The 26,435-nt window shown below is 65.1% G+C and carries 26 protein-coding genes; 16 read left to right on the top strand and 10 right to left on the bottom strand.

The window, feature by feature from the left end:
• Positions 1-12: 12 nt before the first annotated feature.
• Genes ACVIYL_RS01895 through ACVIYL_RS01885 form a run of 3 tightly spaced genes read right to left on the bottom strand, consistent with a single transcriptional unit; the run spans position 13 to position 1,244 of the window.
• On the bottom strand, positions 13-480 hold the full coding sequence (locus tag ACVIYL_RS01895; RefSeq protein ID WP_057018077.1) for an SRPBCC family protein: 468 nt from the start codon (positions 478-480) through the stop codon (positions 13-15).
• A complete protein-coding gene (locus ACVIYL_RS01890) occupies positions 473-937 on the bottom strand; it encodes an SRPBCC family protein (protein ID WP_456777589.1) in 465 nt (154 codons plus the stop codon). The genes ACVIYL_RS01895 and ACVIYL_RS01890 overlap by 8 nt, the downstream gene beginning before the upstream one ends.
• Positions 930-1,244, bottom strand: a complete 315-nt coding sequence (locus tag ACVIYL_RS01885) for an ArsR/SmtB family transcription factor (protein WP_028343393.1) — start codon at positions 1,242-1,244, stop codon at positions 930-932. The genes ACVIYL_RS01890 and ACVIYL_RS01885 overlap by 8 nt, the downstream gene beginning before the upstream one ends.
• Before the next feature lie 120 nt (positions 1,245-1,364).
• Between ACVIYL_RS01885 and ACVIYL_RS01880 the strand changes: the two genes are divergently transcribed.
• The 5 genes from ACVIYL_RS01880 (at position 1,365) to ACVIYL_RS01860 (ending at position 7,444) form a co-directional block, all read left to right on the top strand.
• Positions 1,365-2,804, top strand: coding sequence for an LVIVD repeat-containing protein (locus ACVIYL_RS01880; protein WP_456777588.1), 1,440 nt, complete (start codon positions 1,365-1,367; stop codon positions 2,802-2,804).
• 7 nt (positions 2,805-2,811) lie between these two features.
• Positions 2,812-3,354, top strand: coding sequence for a hypothetical protein (locus ACVIYL_RS01875; RefSeq protein ID WP_456777587.1), 543 nt, complete (start codon positions 2,812-2,814; stop codon positions 3,352-3,354).
• A gap of 132 nt (positions 3,355-3,486) precedes the next feature.
• A complete protein-coding gene (locus ACVIYL_RS01870) occupies positions 3,487-4,650 on the top strand; it encodes an IS4 family transposase (protein WP_057015126.1) in 1,164 nt (387 codons plus the stop codon).
• Positions 4,651-4,889: 239 nt separating this feature from the next.
• Positions 4,890-5,507: a LysE family translocator gene (locus tag ACVIYL_RS01865; protein WP_028333127.1), complete on the top strand. Its 618-nt coding sequence runs from the start codon at positions 4,890-4,892 to the stop codon at positions 5,505-5,507.
• A gap of 143 nt (positions 5,508-5,650) precedes the next feature.
• Positions 5,651-7,444, top strand: coding sequence for an adenylate/guanylate cyclase domain-containing protein (locus ACVIYL_RS01860; protein WP_456777586.1), 1,794 nt, complete (start codon positions 5,651-5,653; stop codon positions 7,442-7,444).
• A gap of 64 nt (positions 7,445-7,508) precedes the next feature.
• Here the strand turns inward: ACVIYL_RS01860 and ACVIYL_RS01855 are convergent, their stop codons facing one another.
• Genes ACVIYL_RS01855 through ACVIYL_RS01845 form a run of 3 tightly spaced genes read right to left on the bottom strand, consistent with a single transcriptional unit; the run spans position 7,509 to position 11,793 of the window.
• On the bottom strand, positions 7,509-8,432 hold the full coding sequence (locus ACVIYL_RS01855; protein ID WP_456777585.1) for an FAD binding domain-containing protein: 924 nt from the start codon (positions 8,430-8,432) through the stop codon (positions 7,509-7,511).
• A complete protein-coding gene (locus ACVIYL_RS01850) occupies positions 8,429-11,110 on the bottom strand; it encodes a molybdopterin-dependent oxidoreductase (protein WP_456777584.1) in 2,682 nt (893 codons plus the stop codon). Before ACVIYL_RS01850 ends, ACVIYL_RS01855 begins: the two co-directional genes overlap by 4 nt.
• On the bottom strand, positions 11,107-11,793 hold the full coding sequence (locus ACVIYL_RS01845) for a TetR/AcrR family transcriptional regulator (RefSeq protein ID WP_456777583.1): 687 nt from the start codon (positions 11,791-11,793) through the stop codon (positions 11,107-11,109). The genes ACVIYL_RS01850 and ACVIYL_RS01845 overlap by 4 nt, the downstream gene beginning before the upstream one ends.
• A gap of 193 nt (positions 11,794-11,986) precedes the next feature.
• Between ACVIYL_RS01845 and ACVIYL_RS01840 the strand changes: the two genes are divergently transcribed.
• Together ACVIYL_RS01840 and ACVIYL_RS01835 are read left to right on the top strand one after the other, a co-directional pair.
• On the top strand, positions 11,987-12,220 hold the full coding sequence (locus ACVIYL_RS01840; protein WP_028333132.1) for a DUF6894 family protein: 234 nt from the start codon (positions 11,987-11,989) through the stop codon (positions 12,218-12,220).
• 9 nt (positions 12,221-12,229) lie between these two features.
• The gene (locus ACVIYL_RS01835; RefSeq protein WP_438077875.1) at positions 12,230-12,409 is read left to right on the top strand and encodes a hypothetical protein; all 180 of its coding nucleotides are present in this window, start codon (positions 12,230-12,232) and stop codon (positions 12,407-12,409) included.
• A 12-nt stretch (positions 12,410-12,421) separates the two neighbouring features.
• On the opposite strand, the gene ACVIYL_RS01830 is transcribed toward ACVIYL_RS01835, so the two are convergent.
• A complete protein-coding gene (locus ACVIYL_RS01830; protein WP_456777582.1) occupies positions 12,422-13,354 on the bottom strand; it encodes a helix-turn-helix domain-containing protein in 933 nt (310 codons plus the stop codon).
• Positions 13,355-13,723: 369 nt separating this feature from the next.
• On the opposite strand from ACVIYL_RS01830, the gene ACVIYL_RS01825 reads away from it, so the two are divergent.
• The 6 genes from ACVIYL_RS01825 (at position 13,724) to ACVIYL_RS01800 (ending at position 20,388) form a co-directional block, all read left to right on the top strand.
• On the top strand, positions 13,724-14,674 hold the full coding sequence (locus tag ACVIYL_RS01825) for a helix-turn-helix transcriptional regulator (protein WP_456781764.1): 951 nt from the start codon (positions 13,724-13,726) through the stop codon (positions 14,672-14,674).
• A gap of 97 nt (positions 14,675-14,771) precedes the next feature.
• Positions 14,772-15,104, top strand: coding sequence for a hypothetical protein (locus ACVIYL_RS01820; RefSeq protein WP_456777581.1), 333 nt, complete (start codon positions 14,772-14,774; stop codon positions 15,102-15,104).
• Between the two features lie 117 nt (positions 15,105-15,221).
• Positions 15,222-16,427 (top strand): NAD(P)/FAD-dependent oxidoreductase, encoded by a 1,206-nt coding sequence (locus tag ACVIYL_RS01815; protein ID WP_456777580.1) that lies wholly within the window; start codon positions 15,222-15,224, stop codon positions 16,425-16,427.
• 336 nt (positions 16,428-16,763) lie between these two features.
• On the top strand, positions 16,764-19,025 hold the full coding sequence (locus ACVIYL_RS01810) for a TonB-dependent siderophore receptor (RefSeq protein ID WP_456781763.1): 2,262 nt from the start codon (positions 16,764-16,766) through the stop codon (positions 19,023-19,025).
• A 30-nt stretch (positions 19,026-19,055) separates the two neighbouring features.
• Positions 19,056-20,198: a PepSY-associated TM helix domain-containing protein gene (locus tag ACVIYL_RS01805; protein WP_274612973.1), complete on the top strand. Its 1,143-nt coding sequence runs from the start codon at positions 19,056-19,058 to the stop codon at positions 20,196-20,198.
• 7 nt (positions 20,199-20,205) lie between these two features.
• The gene (locus tag ACVIYL_RS01800) at positions 20,206-20,388 is read left to right on the top strand and encodes a hypothetical protein (protein ID WP_016839685.1); all 183 of its coding nucleotides are present in this window, start codon (positions 20,206-20,208) and stop codon (positions 20,386-20,388) included.
• Between the two features lie 169 nt (positions 20,389-20,557).
• Here the strand turns inward: ACVIYL_RS01800 and ACVIYL_RS01795 are convergent, their stop codons facing one another.
• Positions 20,558-22,297 carry an adenylate/guanylate cyclase domain-containing protein gene (locus ACVIYL_RS01795; RefSeq protein ID WP_456777579.1) on the bottom strand — a complete coding sequence of 580 codons (1,740 nt, stop codon included), beginning with the start codon at positions 22,295-22,297 and terminating at the stop codon, positions 20,558-20,560.
• Between the two features lie 128 nt (positions 22,298-22,425).
• Entirely contained in the window at positions 22,426-23,223 is a 798-nt protein-coding gene (locus ACVIYL_RS01790) for an N-formylglutamate amidohydrolase (protein ID WP_456777578.1), read from the bottom strand.
• 104 nt (positions 23,224-23,327) lie between these two features.
• Here ACVIYL_RS01790 and ACVIYL_RS01785 point away from each other — a divergent pair, with 104 nt between their 5' ends.
• From ACVIYL_RS01785 to ACVIYL_RS01775, 3 genes are all read left to right on the top strand, one after another.
• Positions 23,328-24,227 (top strand): transglutaminase family protein, encoded by a 900-nt coding sequence (locus tag ACVIYL_RS01785; protein WP_168855223.1) that lies wholly within the window; start codon positions 23,328-23,330, stop codon positions 24,225-24,227.
• Between the two features lie 2 nt (positions 24,228-24,229).
• Positions 24,230-25,042, top strand: coding sequence for a transglutaminase-like domain-containing protein (locus tag ACVIYL_RS01780; RefSeq protein WP_456777577.1), 813 nt, complete (start codon positions 24,230-24,232; stop codon positions 25,040-25,042).
• A gap of 109 nt (positions 25,043-25,151) precedes the next feature.
• The gene (locus ACVIYL_RS01775) at positions 25,152-25,550 is read left to right on the top strand and encodes a gamma-glutamylcyclotransferase family protein (protein ID WP_456781762.1); all 399 of its coding nucleotides are present in this window, start codon (positions 25,152-25,154) and stop codon (positions 25,548-25,550) included.
• 155 nt (positions 25,551-25,705) lie between these two features.
• On the opposite strand, the gene ACVIYL_RS01770 is transcribed toward ACVIYL_RS01775, so the two are convergent.
• The gene (locus tag ACVIYL_RS01770; RefSeq protein ID WP_253604122.1) at positions 25,706-26,260 is read right to left on the bottom strand and encodes a chlorite dismutase family protein; all 555 of its coding nucleotides are present in this window, start codon (positions 26,258-26,260) and stop codon (positions 25,706-25,708) included.
• Positions 26,261-26,435: the final 175 nt, after the last annotated feature.

Raw genomic sequence — 26,435 nt, 5'->3', positions numbered from 1 at the left:
AGATTTTCATTGTCATTCGAAGCCGTCGATCCCGAGCGCGGCCGGCGGGATCGTGACCGCCTTGCCGGTCTCGAGCAGGCTCTTGAGTCCCGACAGGATCGCCGGCCAGCCCTTGGAAATGCCGTCGAGCAGCTTGCTGCCCGCGCCGAAGCCCTCATGGGTCACGGTCAGCTTCACGATCTTGCCATGGGCTTCGAGCGTGAAGACCACCTTGGTTGCCGGCTCCTTGCGCATGTCCTCGTCGAGCACGTGCTTGAAGGTGTAGGCGAGGCGCCGCGGCCGGTCGGCCTCGAGAATCTCACCGGTGTCGGTGGTCTTGCCGCCCATCACCAGCGCGAGCGGCGAGCCGACCTTCCAGTCCGATTGCAGCTCGGTGTCGAACCAGTATTGCCGCGTGAACGCGCTCTTGGTCAGCGCGTCCCACAGTTTGTCCGGCGTGGTCTCGATGTAGGTGACGTAGGCGAATTCGGGCTTAGGCATGGTAGGCCTCCCTGGCGCCGCTGGTGAGCAGGTCGGCCGGCAGCTCGCGCCCGGTCTCCAGGAAGCTCTTCAGGCTTGCGATCACCATCGGCCAGCCGCCGGAGATGTCGCGCAGCGTCTTCGGGCCGAGATTGTCGTGCGTCACGGTCAGCTTGACGACCGTGCCGTGCGGTTCGATGTCGAAGGTGACGCGCGAGACCTGTTCGCGCTCGACGCCTTCCTTCACGACGTCCCAGCTGTAGGCGAGCTTGTTCGGTGGATCGGCGATCAGCACCTCGCCCTGCACGCTGCGTCGCCCGTCCTTGGTAAGACAATAAAGCGAGCCGACCTTCCAGTCGGAGCTGACGCGATAGCCGAACCAGAAGCGTTCGGTGAATTCGCTCGAGGTCAGCGCGTGCCACAGTTTCTCGGCCGTGGTCTCGATATAGGTGACGTAGACGTAGTCCGGTTTACTCATCACGCTTCTCCAATTGTCTTTTCAACTCGCTCAGCGCGGCGAGTTTCCCGCGCTCGAACTTCCTGATCCACCGCTCGCCGATCTGATGGATCGGAACCGGGTTGAGATAGTGCAGCTTCTCGCGGCCATGCTTGATCGTGGTGACGAGGTTGGCCTCCTCGAGAATCACAAGGTGCTTGGTGACGGCCTGACGCGTCATGTCGAGGCCGTCGCAGAGCTCACCGAGCGTCTGCCCGTTCTGATCGTGAAGTCGGTCAAGCAGCGTTCGCCGTGAGGCATCCGCGAGGGCTTTGAAGACTTCATCCATGGGTCGGATAATAGGCAACCAAATGGTTGCATGTCAAGAGCGTGTGTTTTGGCATCGGCAGCACCGTGCTAGCCTTGCCGGCAGCCAACGCAGATTGGTGTGGAACATTGGGTGGTGCGCATGGGCGGTCGCGTTACGGCAGTTTGCTGCACGTTGGTTCTTGTCCTGCTCGCGAATGGTGCGAGCGCCCAGCAGAAGATCGGCGATCCGCCCGAGGCCTCCAACATGAGGCTGGTTGGAACCAACGATTTGCAGGCGCGCAGCGCCTATCAGCCGACCATCCATCATCAGGGCGACAGATGGATCGCCTATATCGGTCATCACGGCGGCACCGACGACATCCCCGATCCCGTCAACCCGATGACCGGCAAGGCCGAGCCGAACGGCACCTCGATCGTGGACGTCACCGATCCCGCGTACCCGAAATATCTGCGGCACATTCCCGGACAGGAAGGCAAGTATGAATCCGGCGGCGCGCAGATGGTGCGGATCTGCGACGGCAAGGATCTGCCGAAGGGCGATCGCAACGCGGTCTACATGCTGCGCACCTTCGGCAGCGAGGCGCACGAGATCTGGAACGTCGCCGATCCCGCCAATCCGGCGCTCGTCACCCGGATCGGCGGCCTGAAGGACACGCACAAGAGTTTTTGGGAATGCGGCACCGGCATCGCCTTCCTGGTGTCGGGCGCGCCGGACTGGCGCACGCGGCGCATGACGCAGGTCTATGATCTCTCCGATCCCGCGCACCCCACGAAGATCAGGGACTTCGGCCTGCCCGGGCAGGAGCCGGGCGCGACCGGCGCGGTGCCGACCGAACTGCACGGGCCGATCTCGACCGGGCCGCAGGGCAATCGCGTCTATTTCGGCTATGGCACCAACAAGGGCGGCTTCCTGCAGATCGTCGACCGCGACAAGCTGCTGAACGGACCGAAGGAGCCGACGCCGGACAATCTGAAATTCCCGGAGATCGCGCGGATGCCGCTGTCCGCCATGAACGGCGCGCATACGGTGTTTCCGATGCCCGGCATGCCGATCGCCGAGTTCGCCCACGACAAGGATGGCAAGAGCCGCGACATCGTGATGATCGTCGACGAGGCGATCCAGAACGAATGTGGCGAGGCCCGGCAGATGGTGTGGTTCGCCGACGTCACCACCGAGGCGCGGCCGATGCTGATCTTGAGCTACACGGTGCCCGAGGCCTCCGGCGCGTTCTGCGCGCGCGGCGGCCGGTTCGGCTCGCATTCGTCGAACGAGAGCATGGCGCCGGTCTACTACAAGAAGCTGGCCTTCATCGCCTTCTTCAACGCCGGCGTCCGCGCGCTCGACATCCGCGATCCCTATCATCCCAGGGAAGTCGGCTACTTCATTCCCTCCATCACGGCGGCGACCGACAAGCGCTGCGTCACCATCGACGGCAAGGACCGCTGCAAGGTCGCGATCCAGACCAATAATGTCGAGACCGACGAGCGCGGCTACATCTACGCGGTCGACCGCGCCAACACCGGCCTGCATATTCTCGAACTGACCGGCGCGGCGCGCGCCGTCGCCGGTCTGCCGTGAGCGCGCGATGATGCGCTCCTGGCCGGTCATCGCGGCGATGGTCCTCGTGCTCGGCGGGCTCTCCGCAGTTGCGGGCTACGAGATGGCGCCGCCGCGCGCGGCCGCGTGGCGCGAGATCGCCTGGCCGTTCCCGCGCGACGGCTGGCCCGCCGGCCGCGCCTTCCGTTGCGGCGCGGCGGAGTGCGGTGACGACCTCGAGGTTTATCTCAGGCCAAAACTCGGCTTTTGCAACTGCGACAGCGGCGTCGCCGATGACGACGAGGTCGACCGCGTTTCCGACGTCGACATGACCAGCCCGCGCTTTGTGCCGCTGAAGGCCGGCGATGTCGTTGCTGTCGCCGATATGCCGGGGCGGATCAGGGTCTATGATCTCGAGATGCCCAACGGGAAGCGCACTGCGATCGGCATCGCGGTGTCGCATCGCTGCGACCTGATGGCGGTCGTGGCGCAGGGGAGCGGCGATGTTGGGCGCGTGCAAGGCGCGACGTTGAAATTTCTGGAGGGGCGAGAGATCAGGTCATGGATGATCGCGGCAATGGAAGGCCGTTGAGCGTGATCTCTCTTCACCTCGCCCCGCTTGCGGCAGGGGTGTCCGGGGAATGATTCACTGTGTCGCGGTGCATGCTCGGCAGGACCGAGGCAAATCGGTCTTTTCTGGTTGTCGAGACACAGAGGGCCGAGCATGCGATATCGCGGTAGCATTTTTGGAAGGCTGCTTGAACCGATCAATCGACGGCAGTTTCAGACGGTTGTGGATCGTCTGGACGGGGATGCCTACGACAAGTCGTTCAGGAGCTGGGATCATCTGGTGGCGCTGATCTATGCCCAGCTTAGCGGCAACAGCAGTCTGCGCGGGGTGGTGACTGGCTTCAACGCCAATTCGCAGCATCACTATCACTTGGGAACCGGCAAGCTGTCGCGCTCGACGTTGTCCGATGCCAATGCCCGCCGTCCGATCGGCATTTTCGCGCAAACCTTTGCGGCGCTGTCGGCGATGGCGCGTCGCCAGCTGCGGAGTGAAGGCATGGAGATGGTGCGTCTGATCGACGCCAGTCCGATCCCGCTCGGCAAGGTCTGCAGTTGGGCGACGTGGAACGGCCGCATCCGCGGCATGAAGCTGCATGTCGTCTACGACCCAAGGAGCGATGTCCCGACCTGCGTCGAGATGACGGCCGCGAACGTCAATGACATCGAGATCGGCCGACAGACCCCAATCCAGCCCGCCACCACCTATGTGTTTGACAAGGGCTATTGCCGTTTCGACTGGTGGCAGAAGATCAATGATAGCAAGGCTTTCTTCGTTACCCGGGCGAAGACGAGCATCCGTCTTCGCTCGCTCAGGCATCGCGCCATCCGCAAGCGTAACGGGGATGGCTTCGAAATCCTTGCCGATGACGAGGTGAAGCTCACCAGCAAGGGCGATTCGCGCCTTCCAATCCCGCTCCGCCGCATCAAGATCAGACGCGAGAAAGGCGGCAAGATCACACTCCTGACCAACGACCTTGCCCGTAGCGCCGTCGAGATCGCCGCCCTCTACAAGAGCCGATGGCAAATCGAGCTGCTGTTCCGCTGGATCAAGCAGCATCTCGATATTCGCAAGTTCCTCGGCGCCAACGACAACGCGATCCGCCTTCAGGTGCTCGCTGCGATGATTGCCTACCTGCTGCTGCGCATCGCCGCTCACACCAACTGCATCAAAATGCTCCCGCTCAGGTTCGCCGAACTCGTCGGCCAGCTCCTGCTCACGCGTCGATCCCTCGCTGCCATCGACAAACCTCCGCCCATCAACCCCAGCCGTCGGAAATCAACCATCTCACCTGACCAGATGGAGCTCCGCTATGCCTGAATTTCCCCGGACACCCCTGCGCTTGCGGGGAGAGGTCGGATCGCATCGCCAGATGCGATCCGGGTGAGGGGTACAGGTCTAACGACTCGCACCGCCTGGCGGAGAGAGCCCCTCACCCCAACCCTCTAAGAGCGAGCTTCGCTCGTCTCGACCCCGCGAAGAACGGGGAGAGGCGGCGGGCCGCTTCCATGTTCGGCTCTTGCGTGCATAATGACGATAAGAAACAAACGAGCTCTCCCATGTCCCTGCAAGCCTATTTCGCCTTCGTCGCCGCCTGCATCGCGCTGGCGCTGCTGCCCGGTCCGATCGTCACGATGGTGATCGCCAACGGGCTGCGCTACGGCACGCGCGCCGCGCTCACCAACGTGCTGGGCGCGCAGGTGGGACTTGCGATCGTGATCGGCACCGTCGCGGTCGGGTTGACCTCGCTGATGGCGACGATGGGGTACTGGTTCGACTGGGTGCGCTTTGCCGGCGCCGCCTATCTGGTCTGGCTCGGCTTCAAGCTGATCCGCTCGCCGGTCGAGGGCGTCAGCACCGACGACACGCCGCCGCCGCCGCGCGGCGGCTTCTTCCTGCAAGGCTTTCTGGTGCTGCTCTCGAACCCGAAGGTGCTGGTGTTCTTCGGCGCCTTCATCCCGCAGTTCATGGATATGGACAAGCCGCACGTTCCGCAGGTGGCGCTGCTCGGCCTCACCTTCATGGCGACCGCCGTGCTGACCGACGCCGCCTACGCCTTGGCGGCCGGCCGCGCCCGCAAATTCTTCTCCAAGGAGCGGACCCGGCTGATGTCGCGCATCTCGGGCGGCTTCATGATCGGCGGCGGCATCTGGCTGGCGCTGACCCGGGCGCGATAGACCCGCTGGGCGACAGCCTCAAGGTCGTCGTTGACAATGCCGCCGATTTCCAGCCTGGGTAAGCAGCGCAGACGTTTGCTCTAGCCCGGAGGCCGTCAGCCGTGCTTTGATCGGCGACGAAAATTAACCCCTCGTCCGGGGGCATGTCCTTGACCACCGATAGCATGGATCGGCGTCTGGCAGCGGTTCTGGCGGCCGATATCGCCGGCTACAGCCGGCTGATGGGAATCGACGAGGAAGGCACTCTGGCCAAGCTGAAGTCGGTCAGGCGAGCGTTGCTGGATCCAGCGCTGGCGGCACATCGCGGCCGCGTCGTCAAGACGACCGGCGACGGAATCCTCGTTGAATTCGCCAGCGCCGTCGACGCGGTGCGCAGTGCCGTCGAAGTGCAGCGCCGCATGGCCGATCAGAATGCTGCCGTGCCAACGGAGCAGCGGCTCGAATTCCGAATCGGAATCCACGTCGGCGACATCATCTTTGATGACAACGATATCTTTGGCGACGGCGTCAACATCGCAGCGCGCCTGGAGGGGATTGCCGAGCCGGGTGGCGTCTGCATTTCCGATGACGTGCAACGGCACATTCGCGGCAAGGTCGATGCGACCTTCGAGGACATGGGGCCGCAGGTCCTGAAGAATATTGCCGAGCCTATTCGGACATGGAGAGTTCGCGTCGGCGGCGCCTCCGCAGCGGCCGCGATCGCGAAGCACGCGTTCACTGCACCGGCTTCCCCAGCCGCGATTGCCGAGAAGGCCTCCATCGCGGTGCTGCCGTTCCAGAATATGAGCGGTGATCCGGAGCAGGAATACTTTGCCGACGGCGTCGTCGAGGACATCATTACCGCGCTGTCGCGCTTCAGATCGCTGTTTGTGATCGCGCGCAATTCAAGCTTCACCTACAAGGGGAAGTCCGTCGACATCAAGCAGGTCGGGCACGAGCTCGGTGTGCGATACGTGCTGGAGGGATCAGTGCGCAAGTCGAGTGGGCGCGTTCGGATCACCGCGCAACTGATCGAGGCCGGCAGCGGTACGCATCTCTGGGCGGACAGGTTCGACGGCGAACTGAGGGATGTGTTCGACCTGCAGGACCAGGTCACCGCGAATGTCGTCAGCATCATAGCTCCGAAGATCCAGCAGAGCGAAATCGAACGAACCCGAACCAAGCCGACCGACCGTCTCGATAGCTACGATCTCTTTCTGAGAGGCATTGCGGCCTATGCAGATCGCTCCAAGTGGGGCGACGCTGAACTCGGCGAGTGGTTCAACAAGGCCTGCGGGCTTGATCCGAACTATGCAGCCGCTCAGGTCATGCTGGCCTATTCGTCGCTGCTGAAACAGACCACGCGCGGCACGCCCCCCGGCGCGCAGGAGTTGGCGGAGGCGCTGCGGATCGCCGAATTCGCCTGCGTGCTGGCGAGCGACGATCCGTTCGTGCTGGCGCGCGCGGCTCACATGTTTGCCTATCTCGGCCACGACTACGATCGCGCTGAAACCATGATCGAAGAGGCGATCTCGCTCAATTCGAACGATGCTGCGGCGTGGGGATATCGCGGCTGGATTTCGCTCATGTGCGCGCAGCCGGCACGCGCGATCGAAAGTTTTGAGCACAGACTCCGGCTCAGCCCGATCGATCCCGGGCGGGCGTCGATGTGGAACGGAATCAGTTTCGCGCATTTCATGCTCGGTCAGTATGAGCAGGGCCGCGCGGCCGCCGCCAAGGCGCTGGTGATCGGCGAAGACGCACACATGCTCAGCGCGTTGATCATGAACGAGGTTGGCTCGGGGCGCCTCGACGAGGCGCGCGTCATCGCCGGCCGGCTGCTCAAGCTGCGGCCCGATTTCCGCGCGTCCTACGCGCGGCAGAATTTTCCGACCAGATCCGCCGAATGGGGCGACCGCATGGTCGCCGTGCTGTGTGAGGCCGGCATACCGGCGTAGGAATTCCTGGATCTATGCATTCCAGACGCGACGCTGTCTCGAGGCGGCGAATGGGCGCTTGATCCTACGCCACGATCCGCTCGACCACGTCGCGCACCAGGCCCGTCAGCAGCTCGAGCTTGTATCCGGTCATCGGCAGCGGCCTGGCTCCCGAGATCGCCAGCTCGGTGGCTTGCGCGATGGTCGCCGCGTTAATCTGCTTACCCTGCAGCGCCGCCGCGGACGCGGTCAGACGCAGCGGGACCGGGGCGATGCCGCCGGCGGCGATGTGGACCTGCTGGAACGCGCCGCCGGAGATCACCGCACGCACGCAGATCTCGACCAGCGGCCATTCCGCATGCGTCCGGCTGATGGCGCGCTTGTACAGCGCGCGCTCGCCGGCCAGCGGAACGGGAAGCTCGATCCGCTCGATGCGTTCGCCCGGTGCAAGCAGATTGTCGGCCGCGCCGTTGCTGCCGTCGCCGAGCAGCTCGGAGATCGATAAGCCGCTGCGCCGATCGGTGGTGACCTTCGCATCATAGGCGAGCAGCGCCATCGCCATCGTCGACGGATGCGGCGCGACGCATGGGCCGAGATCGAACGCGACGTGATAGAGGTGGTTGCCGGATCGCGCCGGGCAGTCGGGGCCGCCCTTCTTGAGACAGGCGATCTGCGGATTGCGGAAATACCAGCAGCGCGAGCGCTGGGCGAGGTTGCCGCCGAGCGTCGCCATGTGCCGGATCTGCGGCGTAGCGAGGCCCTGCGCGGCGGCGGTGATGCCGGGGTAAGCCTGGGCAAGTCGCGCGTCGGATGCGATCGCAGCGATCGTGGTCAGGGCGCCGATGCGGGCCGAGCCGTCCGCATTCCACGCAACACCGATCGTATCGGGACTGGCGGCGAGATCGATGATCGAGCCGCACGACAGGCCGCTGCGGCGGCGCTCCGACAGATCGGTGCCGGCGGCGCGGAATTCGGGCGCGGAGATGACGTCTGCAGTCGCGACACTCATGCGGCATCCCTCCCTTTCAGCGCGGCGACGATGCGATCGGGCCGGATCGGAATCTCGGTGAGGCGGACGCCGATCGCGTTGTGGATCGCGTTGGCGACAGCGGCCGAGGTCGGCACCGTGGACGCCTCGCCGATGCCGACGCTGTTGCCGAGCACATGGTCGAAGCCGGCTTCGTCGAAATGGACCTCGATCTCCGGCGTGTCGGCGATCCCAGGGATGCGATAATCCTCCATTCCCGCGGTCAGGACGTCGCCGGTCTTCGGATCAAGCTCGCGCGCCTCGTAGAGGGCGTAGCCGAGGCCCTGGATCACCGCGCCGCAAGCCTGGCTGCGCGCCAGCGCGGGCGCTGCGATCTTGCCGACCGCGATGCCGGTATGCACGTTGAGCACGCGGACATGGCCGAGCCAGGTGTCGACCTCCACCTCGATCACCTGCACCGAGCTCGGCACGCCGGCGCCGACCGCGATGTTCGAGAAGCGGCGCATCATCCAGCCGAACACCATGCCCATCAGGCCGACTTCGCGCAGCGGCGAGCGGATGCCGGGCGCGGTGTTCTTGCCGTCCTCGCCGCGCGTCTCCACCACCGCGATGTCGGGCGAGCGCGCGATCAGCTCGCGCCAGGGCGCGTTCGAGCCGGGCGCCGGCTTTCGCGTGGCCTGTTCGAGCATCGCGGCCTTCAGTTTCCGCACCGCCTGCAGCGTCGGCGGCATCACCGAGGCGGTGACGCGGCTGCCGCCGGAGCCGGGGCCTTCGGGCAGCGAGGAATCGCCGATCCGCACATCGATCTCGCCGGGTTCGAGATCGAACTCGCGCGCGATCGCGTCGGCAAGCACGCTGCGGGTGCCGGTGCCGATGTCCTGCGTCGCCGTGCTGGCGACGATGCGGCCGCCCTTGACCGCGACCTCGACCTTCACCTTCGGCTGCCACAGATAGAGCCAGTAGCCCGTGGCGACCCCGATGCCGCGGCGATAGCGGCCGTTCTGCGCCGGCTTGCGGTTGCGCCAGATCTCGAGCCCGGATGCCCAATCGTAGAGCCGCTGACGGTTGGGATCGGGATCCCAGCGCTTGCGCAAGGCGATCGGATCGACGTTGAGCCGCAGCGCGGCCTCGTCGATCGCCTGCTCCACCGCGAACGCCATCGGCGGACCGCCGGGGCCGCGGAAGGCGGCGCCGGGCGGCAGATTGCTGATGACGTCGAAGTCCGAAAGATCCTTCGCCTCGGCCGGATAGATCAGCCGCGCCAGTCCCGCGATGGTCGAGTTGGTCGCGGCCCCGGTATCGGCATGCGCGGTGACCGAGAGCGCCTTCAGGCCGCCTTGCTCGGAAGGTAGCAGCGCGACCTTCAACTCCGCGGCCGGCCGATAACCGGCGACCGAGAGTTCTTCCTGGCGATCATAGGCGACCCGCACCGGCGCTTTCGCCGCGCGGGCCAGCTCGATCGCGGCGATCGTCTCGGTGCCGAGGCTCGCTTTCGAGCCGAAGCCGCCGCCGACGTGCTCCGCGATCACGCGGACCTTGTCGTGATCGAGCTTGTAGCGTTTTGCGATCTGCTCCTTCAGGTGAAACACCTGCTGGGTCGAGGCGTGCAGGGTCAGCCGGTCGCCGTCGAAGCGCGCCACCGCGGCGTGGGGCTCGAGACAAGCATGCTGCTGCGTGGCGGTGCGGAAGGTGGCTTCGACGAGTAGCTTGTTGTTGGCCTGGCGCGCCTCGTCCACCCAGTTGCGGGCCTTCTTGGCGCGGGTCGAGAAAACAGCGGTCGGCCCGCGGATGTTCTGCTTCCAGGGCGCCGGCCCGCCGGCCGCTTCCGAGACGTTGCCGGCCCGCTTGCGGCTCGCCTTGTCGAACACCACGGGCGCATCATCCTTGCGTCCGGCGTCGAGCCCGACCACCGCGGGCAGGCGCTCGCTGGTCAGCTTGATCGCGGCCAGCGCGGCCAGCGCCGTCTTGCGATCGCGGGCGGCAACCGCCGCAATCGGCTCGCCGACATAGCGCACGACACGGTCGTCGCCGAGCAGCGACACCGCGGTAACGCCGGGGAGCGCGCGCGCCGGCGCCAGATCGAGCGTGGCGATGCGCGCATGCGCCTCGCGCGAGCGCAGGATCAGGCCTTCGAGCTGGCCGTCATGATGGATGTCGACGGTGTATTTCGCCGCGCCCGTCACCTTGTCGCGGGCCTCGATGCGGGGCGCCGTGACATGATCGCCGTCGAAACGGCCGGCACAGGCATCCGCCACCGCGCGGAAGATCCCGTCATAGGCGCCGCAGCGGCAGAGATGGCCGGACAGCGCCGCGCCGATCTCCTCGCGCGACGGCACCGCCGTTCCCCTGGTCGCGCGCCAATGGTCGCAGAACGCGGTCGCTTCCACGATGAAGCCGGGCGTGCAGAAGCCGCATTGCAGGGCGTCATGCGCCATGAACGCCTTCTGCACCGGATGCAGCCCGGACGCGCCGATGGCTTCCACCGTCGTCACCGATTTGCCGGCGGCGGCGTGTGCCGGCATTAGGCAGCTTGCGACCGGCGCGCCGTCGACCAGCACGGTGCAGGCGCCGCAGACGCCGGCGCCGCAGACGAGCTTGGTGCCGGTGAGCTTGAGCTGGTCGCGCACGATGTCGATCAAGAGCGCATCGGGATCATCGGGCAGGGATTCGACGCGGCCATTGACGGTCGTCGTGCTCATGGATGTCCTCCAGTTGTCCTGCGTGTCGGCCTCTTGGGGATTGCCGCCCTCTTGACGTACGGCTTCTGCGGTTTCGGCAAGGATTTGGACTTGAATTTCGGCTTGGCGCCGGCGCAGAGCGTCCGCACGATGATCGCCATGTCCTTCAGGAACGCTTCCGCCGGCTGCATCGCCGGATACTGCGACTTCGCTGCGTGAATCGACATTTCGACCAGCCGCGCGAACTCGGCCGGCGTCAGGTCCTGCGGCAGCGCAAGCTGCTGCTTGCGCACGATCCGCGTGATCGTCGCGACCATGCGCTCCGCATAGCGCGCAGCGTAGGTCTGGAAGAGGTCGCGCGCATGCACGAGGTGCTCGGAATACAGTTCCTCGAGATGCGGCGAGCCGTCCAGCGACCCGATCATGGTCGACATCCGTGCGGTCATGCCCGCGGCGAGGATGTCGCCGAGATCGCCGCCCGCGGTCTCCGCCGCGGCAAGGGCGGTCTCCTCGGCCGCGATCGCGGACTCATGCACGCGCTCGATCACGGCACGGAACAGCGCTTCCTTGGATTCGAAGTGGTGATAGAGCGCCTGCCGCGTCAGGCCGGCCGCCTCGGCGACCTGCTCGATCGAGGAGCGGCGAAAGCCGTGCCGACGGAACACCAGCATGGTGGCATCGAGGATGCGGGTTTTCGGTCCCATTTGACGATTTTGACAAATATGGAAAAACTGTCAAATCGCGATTTGGTGAGGAGGCGGTGCTGGGGCTTGATCACCATTCCGCGAGGCCGCCGCGCGGCCGGCGCCCATGTGAACCGCCTTGCGAATGGTCGCGTCGAAGAAACGTGGAGCTCCAAAGATGACCTTCTGGTCCGGAGCTTGCGAGGATACGCACATGACCCAGGTCTTTTTCCATTGCTCGACCACGCACGGGGTGCTGATGGATCGCCGCGGCACCTCGGTGACAAGCCTCTCGGAGGCCTGCGAGGCGGCGACGTGCATGATGCGATCGCTGGTCGCAACGGTCAGCCTGGAAGACTGGCGCGACTGGGTCGTGCATGTCAGCGACGAGTCCGGCGAGGAGATCGTGATCCTGTCCTTCGCATCCGTGCTCGGCAAGCCGCACTGAGAGGGCGCCATGCTGTCACCGCACGCATCATTGCTCCTTCTGCGCGACAGCTGGAACGCGATTACGGCGGGCTTGCAGAATCTGATCGCGCGAATTCGCGATCCCTACCGGCCCGAGTTGCACTACATGCGCGGACCGGGTCCCAAATGGCATGCCAAGCATGCCGTGCGAGCCGCGCCGGCCGGTTGAACGCGGCGCTGTTCAGCTCTCGCTTCTCGCCGGGCGGTACATCTCGCGCCGCCACGCCGCCGGGCTGACGCCGACCACGGCGGAAAACACCCGCGTGAAGTGGCTTTGATTGGCAAAGCCGGCCGAAATCGCGATCTCGGACAGCGACAGGTCGCGCGCCGCCATCAGCTGCTTGGCCACCTTCAGGCGCTGCTGAAGCAGCCATTGGTGCGGTGGCAGGCCGGTGGAGATGCGGAAGGCGCGCGAAAAATGGCCGACCGACAGATCGAGCTCGGCCGCAATCTGCTTCAGCGAAATCTTCCCGCTGAGGTCGGATTCGAGCTTTTCGCAGGCGCGGTTGATCTGCCAGGCGGCGAGGCCGCCGCGGGCCGGTCCGGTCGGGTGTTGTATTCCGCCATAGGTGCGGGTGACGTGCGCGGTCAGCGCCAGCATCATGTGGTCGATGAACAGCTGGTTGGTCTCGTCCGGCCGACGCAATCCCTCGCGCAGCAGCGCCCCGACATGACGAATGACGCCATCGTCGTGACCGGTGCCGATTTCGCAGGACAGTTCACCGATGCGCGGCGAGCCGGTCTGTTCGGCGAAATCAGTGAGCGCCGAGCGCGGCAGATAGAAGAACAGCGAGTGGAACGGCTTGTCGATCACGTAGCGCGGATCGCGTTTGAGATCGTAGAGATAGGTCGCGCCCGCCGGGATGTCCCGCTTCATGAGGCACTTGCCGCCCTCCCACAATTCGCAGTCCGGATAATCGTGCAGCTTCAGGCTGACCAGAAAGGCATCCTCGGCGGTGAGCGATCCGGACAGCCCGGGCACCGGGTTGTCGTCCCGGGTTTCGGTGACCGCGAGCTCGGCGCTGCGCAGCGTGCGCGTGATCAGCGCCGGCGGCGTATCCCTCAGGCGTAGGAATTGCCCGAGCCGCTGCCCGTAGGCGCCCGCCTGTGCCATGCGTGTTGAGTCCATCATTGATGTGCAGCCGGGCAGGGACTTGTCAGTCAGCCTGCGAAGCCGTCACTCATTATCCGGGATTGCTGCGGCGCAGTCCAGTTGTCTCACGCGATCATGAACGATGCTGCCGGTCGTTCAGCGCAATGCGATTCCGGAATGAATTCAACTGCTTTGGTCCAATCGACCGTGCCGGACGCAGAAATGTCGCAGCCGCGCGCTTGGCGCAGAATTGGGCAAAGCATGGCCGTTTCAGGAAAGACATTCGAACTGCGCGGCGCTTAGGTCCGGCGGGCAGTTCCGCGCCTCATGGGTCCGACAGACCGGCCCGCAAGGAGGGAGCGCATGAGCCTTCAAACGCGAGCACAGGTGATGAGTAAGCCGATCCTGCACGATCCTTTGCGGGATTCGCCCGCCGCATCCGATGCGCGGCAGGCCGAGGCGCCGGCCGGTCCGCGCTGCCCGGCCGGCCAGGAGATGGCCCGCGTGCTCAAGACGCAGCCGCTTCGCATGGCGGCCGACCCGTCGAGCGGCGCGATCGCCTATTGGAAGCATGACGCGCTGCACGACGTGGTCAGGCCGATGGTCGACCACGTCGTCATGAGCTATCCCGCAGGCTCGCAGCGGCTGGAGCGGCGCACCGGCAGGGTGGCTTCGATCGGAACGGCCCGGTCCGGGGTCGTGACGATCATCCCGGCCGGCTCGAGCTCGCGCTGGGATATTCACCAGTCGGTGCATGTCGTTCAGCTCTATCTTCCGCATGCGACGCTGGCGCGCGTCGCCGGCGAGGCCGACACCGCCGCTCCCGGCGATCTGCTGGAGCGCACCGGGCATCCCGATCCGATTACATCGCGGTTGCTGCTGAGCGCCGCTGATGCGCTCGATGGCAGCGCGGCGCTGGATGCGCTGTTCCGGCAGCAATTGACGGATCTTTTGGCCACGCGCCTGCTGTCGGCGCATGCCGGCGTGCCTGCCACGGTTCAGGCGACCGTGGGCGGTCTGGCGCCGACGGCGCTGCGCCGCGCCATCGAGCGGTTGCGCTCGGACAGCGATACGGACGTCTCGCTCGCGGCGCTGGCGGCGGATGCCGGCCTGTCGCGCTTTCACTTCTGCCGCGCCTTCAAGGAGAGCACCGGGCTTTCGCCGCACGCCTGGCTGCGCCAGCACCGGCTCGAGCAGGCCATGAACATGCTGCGCGACACCGACGCATCCGTGGTCTTGATCGCGGCGGCGCTCGGCTACAGTTCGCAGACCGCGTTCGCGGCCGCGTTCAGGAAGCTGACCGGCGAAACCCCGAGCGATTGGCGGCGCCGTCTGCGGTAGCCGCAATCGCTCTTCAGGTCGGGCAATCGCTCTGGGGCACTCATAAGGCCAATTCGCTAGATCACCGTGGCGCCCACGCCAACAACGGAGACAAGCGATGGCCTGGAAGGATTTCGGTAGCTCCCTTGCAATCACGCGGCGACGCCGGGTTCTCGCGACTGCACTGATGTACGGGCTTACGCTCACCGTCCGCTTCACGTCGGCAACCGGCGAGGATGCCGATGCGCCGGCGCAGGCCGTTCAGGGCGCCGATGCCATGACGTCGGTGATGATCAGCGACGCCGCCCAGGCGCTCTACCGCGATTGGCTCCCGGGCGCCGCACTGCCGATCGGCCTTCAGCATGGAGCGCTGTCGGGCGCGAGAGGCTGCCGCGCAGCGTGCATGCCCGGGGCGCGCACGCCGTTCCTGTCGAGCTGCGCCCGGCAATAGGCGCTCGATTTTCGTTTCACCTCTTCGCGTCGCCGATCGCGACAGGCTTCGCCGCAAGCGGCAGGCAGCGGCGGCAACGCGCGGACATCAGAGACTGCCAACCCAGAGGAGATACCCATGCGAATTGTCATCATCGGCGCCGGCTTTGCCGGCATGTACGCCGCGCTCTCCGCAGCCCGCCTGCGTGACATCAAGGGCGTCTCGCCCGAGGAGCTCGAGATCGCGCTGGTCGCGCCGGAGCCGACCCTGGTGGTGCGCCCGCGGCTCTACGAGCCGAAGCCGGAGACACTGACCGCGCCGCTGCTCGACGTCTTCAACGCGATCGACGTCGTCTATGTGCAGGGCAGCGCCGAAGCCGTCGACACCAAGGCCCGCACCGTGCAGATCGTCACCGCCAAGGACGCGCGCAAGACGCTGCCTTATGATCGCCTTGTGGTGGCGACCGGCAGCCGGCTGTTCCGTCCGAACGTGCCCGGCCTCGCCGAGCATGGCTTCAGCGTCGACAATCTTGCGGACGCGATCGCGCTCGACCGTCATCTGCATGGCCTCGCCAAGCAGCCGGCCTCGGTGGCGCGCGACACCGTCGTCGTCGCCGGCGGCGGCTTCACCGGCATCGAGGCGGCGACCGAGATGCCGGCGCGGCTGCGCGAGATCCTTGGCAAGGACGCCAAGCCGCGCGTCGTCATCGTCGATCGCAACGCCGCGATTGCACCCGACATGGGCGAGGGCCCGCGCCCGATCATCGAGGACGCGATGCGCAAGCTCGGCGTCGAAGGCCGCTTCGGTGCCGGCGTCGCCGAGGTCAGCAAGTCCGGCGTCACGCTCTCCAGCGGCGAGCATATCGAGGCCGCGACGGTGGTCTGGGCGGCAGGCATTCGCGCCGCGCCGCTGACCACGCAGATTCCGGCGGAACGCGACAATTTCGGCCGGCTGCTGGTCGATCGTGATCTGCGCGTGCCGTCGGTCGCGGGCGTGTTCGCCACCGGCGATGCGGCGCGCGCTGCATGCGACGATGTCGGCAATTACGCGCTGATGTCGTGCCAGCACGCGACGCGGATGGGCGCCTTTGCAGGCAACAACGCCGCGGCAGAGCTGCTCGGTGTCGCGACCAGGCCGTATCACCAGAAGGCCTATGTCACCTGCCTCGATCTCGGCGAGGCCGGCGCGCTGTTCACCCGCGGCTGGGAGCGCAAGGTCGAGATGGTCGGCGACGTCGCCAAGAAGACCAAGCGGGAGATCAACACCGTCTGGATCTATCCGCCGCGCGCCGAGCGTGCCGCGGCGCTCGCATGCGCCGATCCGGAGCACGTCACCGAAGTCTGACGCTGAGCTCGGCGAGAGCACCGCAATTGCGATCATCGCTTCCGCGCACGGCGTCGTTCGATCGCTGTGCGCGGAACTGACTCGAAGTATCGCGGAGCGAAACGCAGTTTAGAATCGTCCTTAGAAGCGCTCGAAAAATCTGAGGCGCATTGACGCAGTTTCGCTGCGTTCACGTTGCGAGCTCGCAACACCATCGGCGATAAGCCCAACACTGGACGTGTTCTAATCACCGATCAGCTGCGTACGTCTTTCATCGTGTTAGTGACGGCGAGGATGAAGGCGATGTGAGTTGACGGGGGTCGGATGTTTCGTCGCACTGCGCTGGCGGCCGGATACATGGCCGGCAGCGGTTTGTTCGTGCTGAGTGTGGTGATGCCGCGTGAAAGCGTTGCGCAATCGGCGCTGCCGCCGGTGACGGTCGAGGCGCCGAAACAACAGCAGCAGGCGCGGCGGACGCTGCCGGCGCGACGCGCGGCGCGTCCTGCACGTACGACGCCGCGATCGATCGCGAACCGGGCGCCCGCGCAGAACGTTCCAGCACCGGGGGCAGGTGGCGGCGGAGAGCGCGGCAACGGGCCGGTCACCGGCTATCTCGCCAGCCAGAGCGTCACCGCAACCAAGACCGACAGCCCGGTGCTGACGACGCCGCAGTCGATCTCGATCGTCACCCAGGATCAGATCCAGGCGCAGGGCGCGCAGAACATCACCGAAGCACTGCGCTACACGCCCGGCGTGACGATCGAGAGTTTTGGCGCCAACGCGTTCTTCGACGAGTTCAAGCTGCGGGGGTTCACCGCGCCGCGCTATCTCGACGGGCTGCGGCTGCCGACCGACACCACGACCTTCGCGGTCCCGCGCATCGAGACCTATGGTCTCGAGCGCATCGAGGTCCTGAAGGGCCCGTCATCCGGCCTGTATGGACAATCCGATCCGGGCGGCCTGTTGAACCTGGTCAGCAAGCGGCCCACCGAGACGCCGCATTACGAGATCGAGGGATCGTTCGGCTCGTTCGATCGCTTCCAGGGCGCCTTCGATATCGGTGGTCCGGCCGACAAGGACGGCCGGTTCCTTTACCGCATCGTCGGCCTTGGCCGCGACAGCAACAGCCAGACCGACTTCGTTCAGGACAACAAGCTGTTCATCGCGCCGAGCTTCACCTGGCGCCCGACCTACGACACCAGCTTCACCGTGCTCTCGCAGTACCAGAAGGTCGACAACAAGGGTTACCAGCAATACGTCCCGGGACAGGTGTCCTTCCTGCCCAACCCCAACGGACATATTCCTTACAGCCGTTACCTCGGCGAGCCCGGGCTGGATGGCTATCATCTCGAGCAGTTCGCGGTCGGCTACGCGTTCGAGCATCGCTTCGACAACATCTTCCAGTTCCGGCAAAACCTCCGCTACACCCAGGTCAGCAACGACCTCGCATCGGTGCGGACCGAGGGCATGGTGACGGATCGTCTGGTCGCGCGCACCTACAACTACGTCAAGGCCAACGCCGCCAATGTCGCGCTCGACAATCAGCTGCAGGCGGATTTCGCCACCGGGCCGCTGGTCCACAAGGTGCTGGCCGGCGTCGACTACTTCGATCTGTGGGCGAACACGGACTATCGCACGACGCCGATTGCGCCGATCGATGCCTATAGTCCGGTCTACAGCACCGCCGTTCCGTCAGCCAGCTCGCTGGCGCCTTTCATTCTGCGCGACGACAGGCAGTCGCAGCTCGGCGCCTATCTGCAGGATCAGATCAAGCTCGATCGCTGGACGCTGACCATGAGCGGCCGCCAGGACTGGGTCAGCTCCGGCTTCACCAGCATGGCGTTCTATCCGCCGGCCGGCCACTATTCGCGCGATGACTCGGCGCAAACCGGGCGCATCGGCCTGAGCTACCTGTTCGATATCGGCCTCGCGCCCTATGTCAGCTACGGGACCTCGTTCACGCCCAACCTCGGCGCCGACAGCGCCGGCCGGTCGTTCAGGCCGACGACGGGCGAGGGCGCGGAAGTCGGCGTCAAGTTCAAGCCGAACGGCTCGAACTTCATGGTGACGGCGGCAGCGTTCGATATCCGTCAGCAGGACGTGCTGACCGCCGATCCGTTGAACCCGCTGTTCAACGTGCAGACCGATGCCGTGCGTGTCCGCGGCCTCGAGCTCGAGCTGAAGGGCAATCTCACGCGCGAGCTCGAGATCACGGCGGGATACACCCATCTCGATCCGCGGGTGACGACGAGCATCGCCGGCTATGCCGGCAAGTACATGATGAACACGGCGCAGGACCAGGGCGCGGTCTGGGGCAAGTATACCTGGTATGACGGCGCGCTCGCGGGCCTTGGGCTCGGCCTCGGCGTGCGCTATGTCGGCGAGACCTACGGCGACAACTTCAATACCTTTGTCATTCCCTCCTATGCCTTGCTCGATGCGTCGGTCAGCTACGACTTCGCCTATCTGCGGCCGGACCTGAAGGGATGGAAGGCGCAGGTCAACGTCACCAACCTGACCGACCACTTCTACGTTGCATCCTGCCTGACCGGGCTTCCCTATTGCGGCCTCGGCAATGGCCGCACGGTGCTGGGCACGATGAAGTACACCTGGAACTAGGTAACGAAATTGACTGCGACGACCAGATCCTTGCGGCGATGGGGCGCCGTCCATAAATGGACCAGCCTTATCTGCACGTTGTTCATGCTGCTGCTCTGCATCACCGGCCTGCCGCTGATCTTCCACGAGCAGATCGACGATCTCCTGCACAGCCAGGTCAAGCCGCCCGACGTGCCGCCAGGCACGCCGCCGGCCAATCTGGACCGTCTGCTCGGCAACGCGCTGGCGCAGGCGCCCGGGAAGGTGCCTCACTTCCTGATCTGGGATCGCGACGATCCGAGCGCGATGTTCGTCAGCGTCGGTCCGACGATCGATGCCGATCCGACCAACAATTTGCTGATCCGGATGGACACCCATACCGGCGCCTATCTCGATGCGCCCGATGTGACAGGCCGCTTCACCTACATCATGTTGAAGCTGCACACCGACATGTTCGCCGGGCTGCCCGGCAAGCTGTTCCTCGGATTGATGGGGATCCTGTTCTGCGTCGCGATCATCTCCGGCATCGTGGTCTATGCGCCGTCGATGCGGAAGCTGCGCTTCGGCGCCTACCGCGCGCAGCGGACCCGTGTCGTGCGCTGGCTCGACGTCCATAATCTCGCGGGCATCCTGCTCGTCGCCTGGACGCTGGTCGTCGGCTTCACCGGGGTGATCAACACCTGGGCCGACCTCGTGCTTAAGATGTGGCAGTTCGGCCAGCTCGCCGAAATGACCGCGCAGTACAAGGACCGGCCGGTGCCGTCGAAGCTGACCTCGCTGAATGCGGCGGTCGAAGTGGCCACCCATGCGGTGCCCGGCATGACGCCGAGCTTCGTTGCTTTCCCGGGAACCCTGTTCAGCAGCAAGAGCCACTACGCCGTGTTCCTGCATGGCGATACGCCGCTGACCTCGCGGCTGCTCAAACCGGCGCTGATCGACGCGGAAACCGGCAAGCTGACCGACACAAGGGACATGCCCTGGTATGTGACGACCCTGTTCGTCTCGCAGCCGCTGCATTTCGGCGACTATGGCGGCATGCCGCTCAAGATCGTCTGGGCACTGCTCGACATCCTGACCATCTTCATCCTGGTGACCGGCGTGTATCTGTGGATGCGCCGCCGCAAGGCGGGCGTGAGCCAGGAACGCGCGATCGCCAACGCCGCCTCCCTCGACAACCCCGCATTATCGTCGTGACGCCAGCATGGTCTCGCATCGTTCATTGACCCAGATCTTCGCCGCCCCGCTCGTCATCGCGATCGTGAGCACGGTCGGATTGATCAGCGCGCTGGTCGGCGACGGCTGGTGGGATGCGGTCTCGTGGGCCGGGCTCGGCCTGCCTGTGCTGCTCTATCTGGTGTTCATCTGGCGGCGCCAGCCGAATTGATCGGGTTCGCCTGATCGCGCTTCGAACCGGCCGGGCAATCAGCAAAGCCGGTCCAATCGGAATATGCCGATCCCTGCGGTGTCTCATCCGCGGAGATGCGCAAGAAGCCGTACCGGCAACCGAACAAGCAGTCGCGGCCGCGCAGGTGCCTGGCGTGCGGCATCGGTCTTCACTCCGGGAGCCCCGCCATGCGTAGCGGGTTGACCAATGCGTCCAGGTCGCCCTGTCGACGATACGGCAGCAGCCCCGCCCAGCGGGCCAGGCTGAAATTGGGGTGGCCCGCCAGCAAGTCGCTTGAGATCATCCGCGCTTCATCTTGCCGGCCGAGATTCCAGAGCGCCGCTATGAGTGTCGACTGCGCGGTCAGCCAGAGCGGCCGCTGCCTCAGCACGCGGGAGGCTATATCGTGCGCCGCCGCGAAATCTCCGAGATGAAATCTTGCGCGCGCTTCGTCCACCATCGATTCGTTGCGCTCAATCGGACTGAGCCGTTGGGCGTGTTCCTCGTAGAGGACGGCCTTTCGGAAATTGCCGGCGTAGCCGTGGTACATGCCCGCCATGTGATGGGCGTCAGAGCTGCTGGGAGCGAGGCTGATCGCCGTTTCTCCTGCTGCCACAGCCTCATCATGACGACGTTGATAGGTACGAACATAGCCGATCACCAGGTATGCTTCCCCGAAGCTCGGGTCGGCGGCGAGAGCCCGATCAGCGCAGCCCAGTGCGGCTTGATACGCTTCATTTTCATCCTTGATCCAACCGAAGCGCGCCTGGTCGGTCAGGGTCAGACCCAACAAGTAGAGCGCCGGCATAAACGAGGCATTGATCTCCAGCGCCTGTTCAAAAAGCTTCCGGGCCTGTGCGTGAGTTTGCCTTGCGAAATTAACGTACAGGGCGCGTCCCTTTAAGACATACTCATAAGCCAGCGGACTGCCCGAGCGCTTTCTCCACACCCTTGCGCGTTCGCCGACCGTCAACTGGACCTCGAGCGCTTCGACGATCTCTTGCGTAATTCGGTCCTGGAGATCGAACACGTCGTCCAGGTCTCCGTCAAAGCGATCCGCCCAGAGATGGCCGCCGTCTCGACCATCAATCAACTGCGCCGTCAACCTGATGCGATTGCCGATCTTTCGAACGCTCCCCTCCAGCAGATAACGAGCACCCAGGATCTGCCCGATTTCGCGAATGTCCCGGTTCTGCCCCTTGAACGCGAAGCTCGAGTTGCGAGCTATCACCATCAATTCCTGTATCTTTGACAGGGTCGTAAGGACGTCTTCCGCGATCCCATCCGCGAAATACTCCTGCTCGCTGTCGCCGCTCATGTTCTGAAACGGCAGCACCGCGATGGAGGGCTTTCCCGAAAACGGGCGCATGTGATGCGATTCGGCGGGAGTTGGATGGCGCTCAGGCGAAGGTCTGGCGCCAATCTTCATTCGCCAGGCGCGGATCGGCTCAGTGATGTTTTTCAGATTCTGTTGGCCCATGTCTTCGAAGGCTGCATCGACCTTGCTCCGGATCTGCCGGTAGGCGTCGTCAGACAGGCATATGCCGCCCGGGTCCGCGATGTTCTCCAACCGCGCGGCGATGTTGACGCCGTCGCCGAAGATGTCGTCGTTGTCGATGATAATGTCGCCGACGTGAATGCCGATGCGAAATTCGATCCGCTGCTGTTGCGATGCGGATGCGTTAAGCTCCGCCATCCTGCTCTGGACCTCTACAGAGCTGCGCACTGCGTCGACGGCGCTGCCGAATTCGACCAGCATACCGTCGCCGGTCGTTTTGACGATGCGGCCGCGATGAGCGGCGATCGTTGGATCAATGAGATTCTTTCTGGCCGCCTTGAGCCGCGCGAGCGTGCCTTCCTCGTCCGTTCCCATCAGGCGACTGTAGCCGGCGACATCTGCCGCCAGCACTGCTGCCAGTCGCCTTTCCACTCGCTCGGGCGCCACGGACTACCCTAACTTGGAAGTTCAACCCGGCCAATTAAAGCACGTCGAGCCGCCTTCGGGCTAGAGGCCACGCCCTGGCTGACCGTCAGTCGCTAGATCAGCGCTTCCGTGCGCAGCGTCGCCTCGATCTCGCCGAGGATGCGCGCCAGCCGTTCGGCCCACGCCGTCTCGCCGGCCTGGTCGGAGATCAGGTCCTGGCGGATCTCGATGCCCGAGTTCATCAGGCCGCGTGCCTCGCCATGCACGGGGATCGTGTAGTCGGTCTCGTCGCTGACCGCATAGGGCTCGTTGTCGCCGACCACGAGATCGCCCTCGGCGCGCAGATGCTTCAACAGCAGCGGCGGCAGCATCGTGTCGCGGTGGTAGAGCGTGCCGATGTGCCAGGGTCGCGCGATGCCGGCGTAGATCGGCGTGAAGCTGTGCAGCGACACCAGCATCGTCGGCAGGCCCCGACGCGCACGCGCGTCGATGATCTCGTCGATGCGTTTGTGATAGGGATCGAAGATCTGCGCGCGGCGCATCTCGGCTGCCTCGCGCGACAGGCCTTCATTGCCCGGCACCGTGGTGGCCTCGCTGATCAGCGGGATCGAGCTTGCGACATGCGGCGGACGGTTGCAGTCGATCACGAGCCGCGAATAGCGCTGCGCGATCAAATGCGCGTCGAGCCGCTCCGAGAGCCGGGTTGCGACGCCGGCGATGCCGATGTCCCAGGCGATGTGCCGCACCAGCTCATCTTCGGGCAGGCCGAGGTCGCCGAGCGGAGAGGGAATCAGCCTGCCGTAGTGGTCGCAGGTGAACAGGAACGGCGAGCGGCCGTCGGCATTGTGTTCAAGAACCGGTGAAGCGTCGGTGCTCGCGAGCAGGAACGATGGACCGCCTCCGTAATTCAAGGGCTTTTTTCCTCAACTTTGCCTATTCAGGCGGCATGCTGATCTGGAATCGGGCAGCTTTCTCTATAGATTATGCAGCCCGAAATCACGATGATTGTTTGAAGATGCCGCTGCTGACTATTCATCACAAGACCGTTTATCGCTACGCGCGCCCGGTGGCGTTCGGCGAGCACCGCATCATGCTGCGCCCCCGTGACGGCCATGATCTGCGCGTGCTCGACAGCGCACTTGTGATCGATCCACAGCCGATGTCGCTGCGCTGGATCCACGACGTGTTCGGCAACAGCATGGCGATCGCCGCCTTCGACGAGCGCGCCGACATGCTGTCCTTCGTCTCGACCGCGACGGTGGAGCACAATCCGGCCGATACGTTTGCGCTGACGCCGGACGATCCCGCCTATTTCTATCCGTTCCTCTACGACGATGAGGAATTCCCCGATCTGCAGCAGTTCATCACGCCGCAATATGGCGACCCGAACGGCGAGCTGTCGGCCTGGGCGCGGCGCTTCCTCGATGTCGAGGCGCCGACGCCGACTTTCAAGATCCTGAGCGGCATGACCCACGGCATCCGCGAGGCGTTCAGCTATCGCAAGCGCTATGAGCAGGGCACCCAGCATCCGCTCGACACGCTCCGCACGCAGTCCGGCACCTGCCGCGACTATGCGCTGTTCATGATCGAGGCGCTGCGCCGGCTCGGCGTCGCCGCGCGCTTCGTCTCCGGCTATCTCGCCATGCCTCCCGGCAGCGCGCACGGCTATGTCGGCGGCGGCTCGACCCATGCCTGGGTGCAGGTCTATCTGCCGAGCGCGGGCTGGATCGAGTTCGATCCGACCAACGGCATCGTCGGCACGCGCGATCTGATCCGCGTCGCGGTGGCGCGCGACCCGCGCCAGGCGATCCCGCTGCACGGCGTCTATCTCGGCGCGGCGGACGCCTTTCTCGGCATGGATGTCGACATCAAGGTGGTCTCGGTCGGCGAGAATGCGGAGCAGGAGACGGCCTGACGATGCAGATCAAGGTCGGCTTCGAGATCACCTACACGGCGGCGCAGCCGACCCCGATGGTGATCATGCTGTCGATCCATCCGTCGCGCTACGCCGACATCGTCGGCACCGAGCGCCTTTCGACCGAACCGGACGTGCCGATCGGCCTCTATCGCGACGGCTTTGGCAATGTCTGCGGGCGGCTCGTTGCCCCCAGCGGTGGCGTCACCTTCCGCGGCAGCGCGCTGGTGCGCGATTCCGGACTGCCGGATCCCGTCAATCCGGCGGCGCAGCAGCTGCCGATCGAGCAATTGCCTGACGATATGCTGCTCTATCTGATGCCGAGCCGCTACTGCGAGACCGACAAGCTGACCGACATTGCCTGGTCGCTGTTCGGCAACACACAGCAGGGCTGGGCGCGGGTGCAGGCGATCACCGATTTCGTGCACCACCACGTGACGTTCGGCTATCAGCACGCCCATCACATGAAGTCGGCGCACGACGTCTATGAAAGCCGCGCCGGCGTCTGCCGCGACTTCGCGCATCTGACGCTCACCTTCTGCCGCTGCATGGGCATTCCGGCACGCTACTGCACCGGCTATCTCGGCGACATCGGCGTGCCGCCGGACCCGGCGCCGATGGATTTCTCCGGCTGGTTCGAGGTCTATCTGTCCGGCCAGTGGTACACCTTCGATGCCCGCCACAACACGCCGCGGATCGGCCGCATCCTGATGGCAACCGGCCGCGACGCCGCCGACGTCGCCCTCACCACGAGCTTCGGCCGCATGACGCTGACGAAGTTCGTCGTCGTGACCGATGAGGTGGCGGCGGCCTAGCGTCCCCCGGGATTTTCTGTCATTCCGGGATGGTGCGTTAGCACCAGACCCGGAATCTCGAGATTCCGGGTCTGGTCCTTCGGACCATCCCGGAATGACAACTGAACCCATGACCCCCGATCTTCTTTTCGTCTACGGCACGCTGATGCGCGGCTTCGACCATCCGATGGCGAAGCTGCTCGCGGGCAATGCCGAGTTTCTCGGGCCGGCGCAGTGCAGCGGCCGGCTCTATCTGGTGAAGCATTATCCGGGCCTGGTCGTGTCGGACGATCCGGCCGACATCGTGCATGGTGAACTGTTCCGCTTGCGTGAGCGCGAGGCCATGCTGCGTGAATTCGACATGTACGAAGCCTGCGGCGAAGGCTTTCCGCCGCCGACCGAATATGTGCGCGAGATGCTCAAGGTCACGCTTGCCGACGGCAGCGCGCGCGAGGCGTGGACCTATCTCTACAACTGGCCGGTCACCGAGCTGCCGCGGATCGCGTCAGGAAAATTCCTCGAGCATTAGCGCCCGGACGTACCGCATCTTTCGTCATGGCCCGGGCTTGACCCGGGCATCCATCTCACTTCGCAAGAGTCATTCTTTTGATGGATTGCCGGGTCATAGGCGAGCGGAAGCGACGCCGTCTTCTGACGGCTGTGCCGGCCACGACGAAAGAGAAGTCAATCCTCCCGCACCACGCGGATATCGACCTCGCGCTCGACATAGGTCCATTCCTCGGTCGCGCGCAGCATGCCGACCAGTTCGTCGAACAGGGTGACGTGGTCGGGTGCGAACTCGAACCAGGTCAGGAAGTCGAAGGGCATGCCGAGGTCGCGCGAATGAAACAGCTGGCGGGCGATCGCAGGGAGGAATTTCAGGGTGCCTTCGATGTGGTGCGACTTGTCCTCGAAGATCTTGCGGCGCTCCTCCTGCGTCAGCTCCCACCACGCCGCGGATTTCCGGATCGGAATCAGCGCCGCGTGGGTTGCCTCGCTGCGGCCGAGCCCGGCCTGCACGGCCAAGAGCTTCTCGCGCTCCTCCTTCTCGGTGTAGCGCAGATGGCTGGCGACGCCGGCGAGCCGCCAGGAGGTCTGCGCCGGCAGCAGCGGCAGCGCGATCGACTCGCTCGCAACGATCGACAACGCCGCGACCTTCGGCAGCGTCTCGCCCTTCACCCGCGTGATGGACGTGACCTGCCAGCCGCCGCTCTGTCCGCCTCTGAATGTCGTGAACATGGCCTATCCAATCCCGGAAGCGGGGAGGGGGCAAGCTTGCCGCACAGGCTCTCCACCGTGGATTTGGGGGTAGCCCGCTCGACGGAGCCGTGACGGGCCAGACCTGTGAATAGCCCGGAAAAGCCCCACATTGTTCGGCATGGCGGGCCGTGCCGCTATATGGCTAACCGGTTGT

It is taken from the genome of Bradyrhizobium sp. USDA 3315 (assembly GCF_054056795.1).
The sequence above is the reverse complement of the archived record's forward strand: the minus strand, read 5'-3'. Positions and strand labels throughout refer to the sequence as shown.

What these genes read in the sequence shown, in the direction of transcription:
- ACVIYL_RS01895 (WP_057018077.1), bottom strand. Translation starts at nt 480, where the DNA reads ATGCCTAAGCCCGAATTCGCCTACGTCACCTACATCGAGACCACGCCG.
- ACVIYL_RS01890 (WP_456777589.1), bottom strand. Translation starts at nt 937, where the DNA reads ATGAGTAAACCGGACTACGTCTACGTCACCTATATCGAGACCACGGCC.
- ACVIYL_RS01885 (WP_028343393.1), bottom strand. Translation starts at nt 1,244, where the DNA reads ATGGATGAAGTCTTCAAAGCCCTCGCGGATGCCTCACGGCGAACGCTG.
- ACVIYL_RS01880 (WP_456777588.1), top strand. Translation starts at nt 1,365, where the DNA reads ATGGGCGGTCGCGTTACGGCAGTTTGCTGCACGTTGGTTCTTGTCCTG.
- ACVIYL_RS01875 (WP_456777587.1), top strand. Translation starts at nt 2,812, where the DNA reads ATGATGCGCTCCTGGCCGGTCATCGCGGCGATGGTCCTCGTGCTCGGC.
- ACVIYL_RS01870 (WP_057015126.1), top strand. Translation starts at nt 3,487, where the DNA reads ATGCGATATCGCGGTAGCATTTTTGGAAGGCTGCTTGAACCGATCAAT.
- ACVIYL_RS01865 (WP_028333127.1), top strand. Translation starts at nt 4,890, where the DNA reads ATGTCCCTGCAAGCCTATTTCGCCTTCGTCGCCGCCTGCATCGCGCTG.
- ACVIYL_RS01860 (WP_456777586.1), top strand. Translation starts at nt 5,651, where the DNA reads ATGTCCTTGACCACCGATAGCATGGATCGGCGTCTGGCAGCGGTTCTG.
- ACVIYL_RS01855 (WP_456777585.1), bottom strand. Translation starts at nt 8,432, where the DNA reads ATGAGTGTCGCGACTGCAGACGTCATCTCCGCGCCCGAATTCCGCGCC.
- ACVIYL_RS01850 (WP_456777584.1), bottom strand. Translation starts at nt 11,110, where the DNA reads ATGAGCACGACGACCGTCAATGGCCGCGTCGAATCCCTGCCCGATGAT.
- ACVIYL_RS01845 (WP_456777583.1), bottom strand. Translation starts at nt 11,793, where the DNA reads ATGGGACCGAAAACCCGCATCCTCGATGCCACCATGCTGGTGTTCCGT.
- ACVIYL_RS01840 (WP_028333132.1), top strand. Translation starts at nt 11,987, where the DNA reads ATGACCCAGGTCTTTTTCCATTGCTCGACCACGCACGGGGTGCTGATG.
- ACVIYL_RS01835 (WP_438077875.1), top strand. Translation starts at nt 12,230, where the DNA reads ATGCTGTCACCGCACGCATCATTGCTCCTTCTGCGCGACAGCTGGAAC.
- ACVIYL_RS01830 (WP_456777582.1), bottom strand. Translation starts at nt 13,354, where the DNA reads ATGGCACAGGCGGGCGCCTACGGGCAGCGGCTCGGGCAATTCCTACGC.
- ACVIYL_RS01825 (WP_456781764.1), top strand. Translation starts at nt 13,724, where the DNA reads ATGAGTAAGCCGATCCTGCACGATCCTTTGCGGGATTCGCCCGCCGCA.
- ACVIYL_RS01820 (WP_456777581.1), top strand. Translation starts at nt 14,772, where the DNA reads ATGGCCTGGAAGGATTTCGGTAGCTCCCTTGCAATCACGCGGCGACGC.
- ACVIYL_RS01815 (WP_456777580.1), top strand. Translation starts at nt 15,222, where the DNA reads ATGCGAATTGTCATCATCGGCGCCGGCTTTGCCGGCATGTACGCCGCG.
- ACVIYL_RS01810 (WP_456781763.1), top strand. Translation starts at nt 16,764, where the DNA reads ATGGCCGGCAGCGGTTTGTTCGTGCTGAGTGTGGTGATGCCGCGTGAA.
- ACVIYL_RS01800 (WP_016839685.1), top strand. Translation starts at nt 20,206, where the DNA reads ATGGTCTCGCATCGTTCATTGACCCAGATCTTCGCCGCCCCGCTCGTC.
- ACVIYL_RS01785 (WP_168855223.1), top strand. Translation starts at nt 23,328, where the DNA reads ATGCCGCTGCTGACTATTCATCACAAGACCGTTTATCGCTACGCGCGC.
- ACVIYL_RS01780 (WP_456777577.1), top strand. Translation starts at nt 24,230, where the DNA reads ATGCAGATCAAGGTCGGCTTCGAGATCACCTACACGGCGGCGCAGCCG.
- ACVIYL_RS01775 (WP_456781762.1), top strand. Translation starts at nt 25,152, where the DNA reads ATGACCCCCGATCTTCTTTTCGTCTACGGCACGCTGATGCGCGGCTTC.
- ACVIYL_RS01770 (WP_253604122.1), bottom strand. Translation starts at nt 26,260, where the DNA reads ATGTTCACGACATTCAGAGGCGGACAGAGCGGCGGCTGGCAGGTCACG.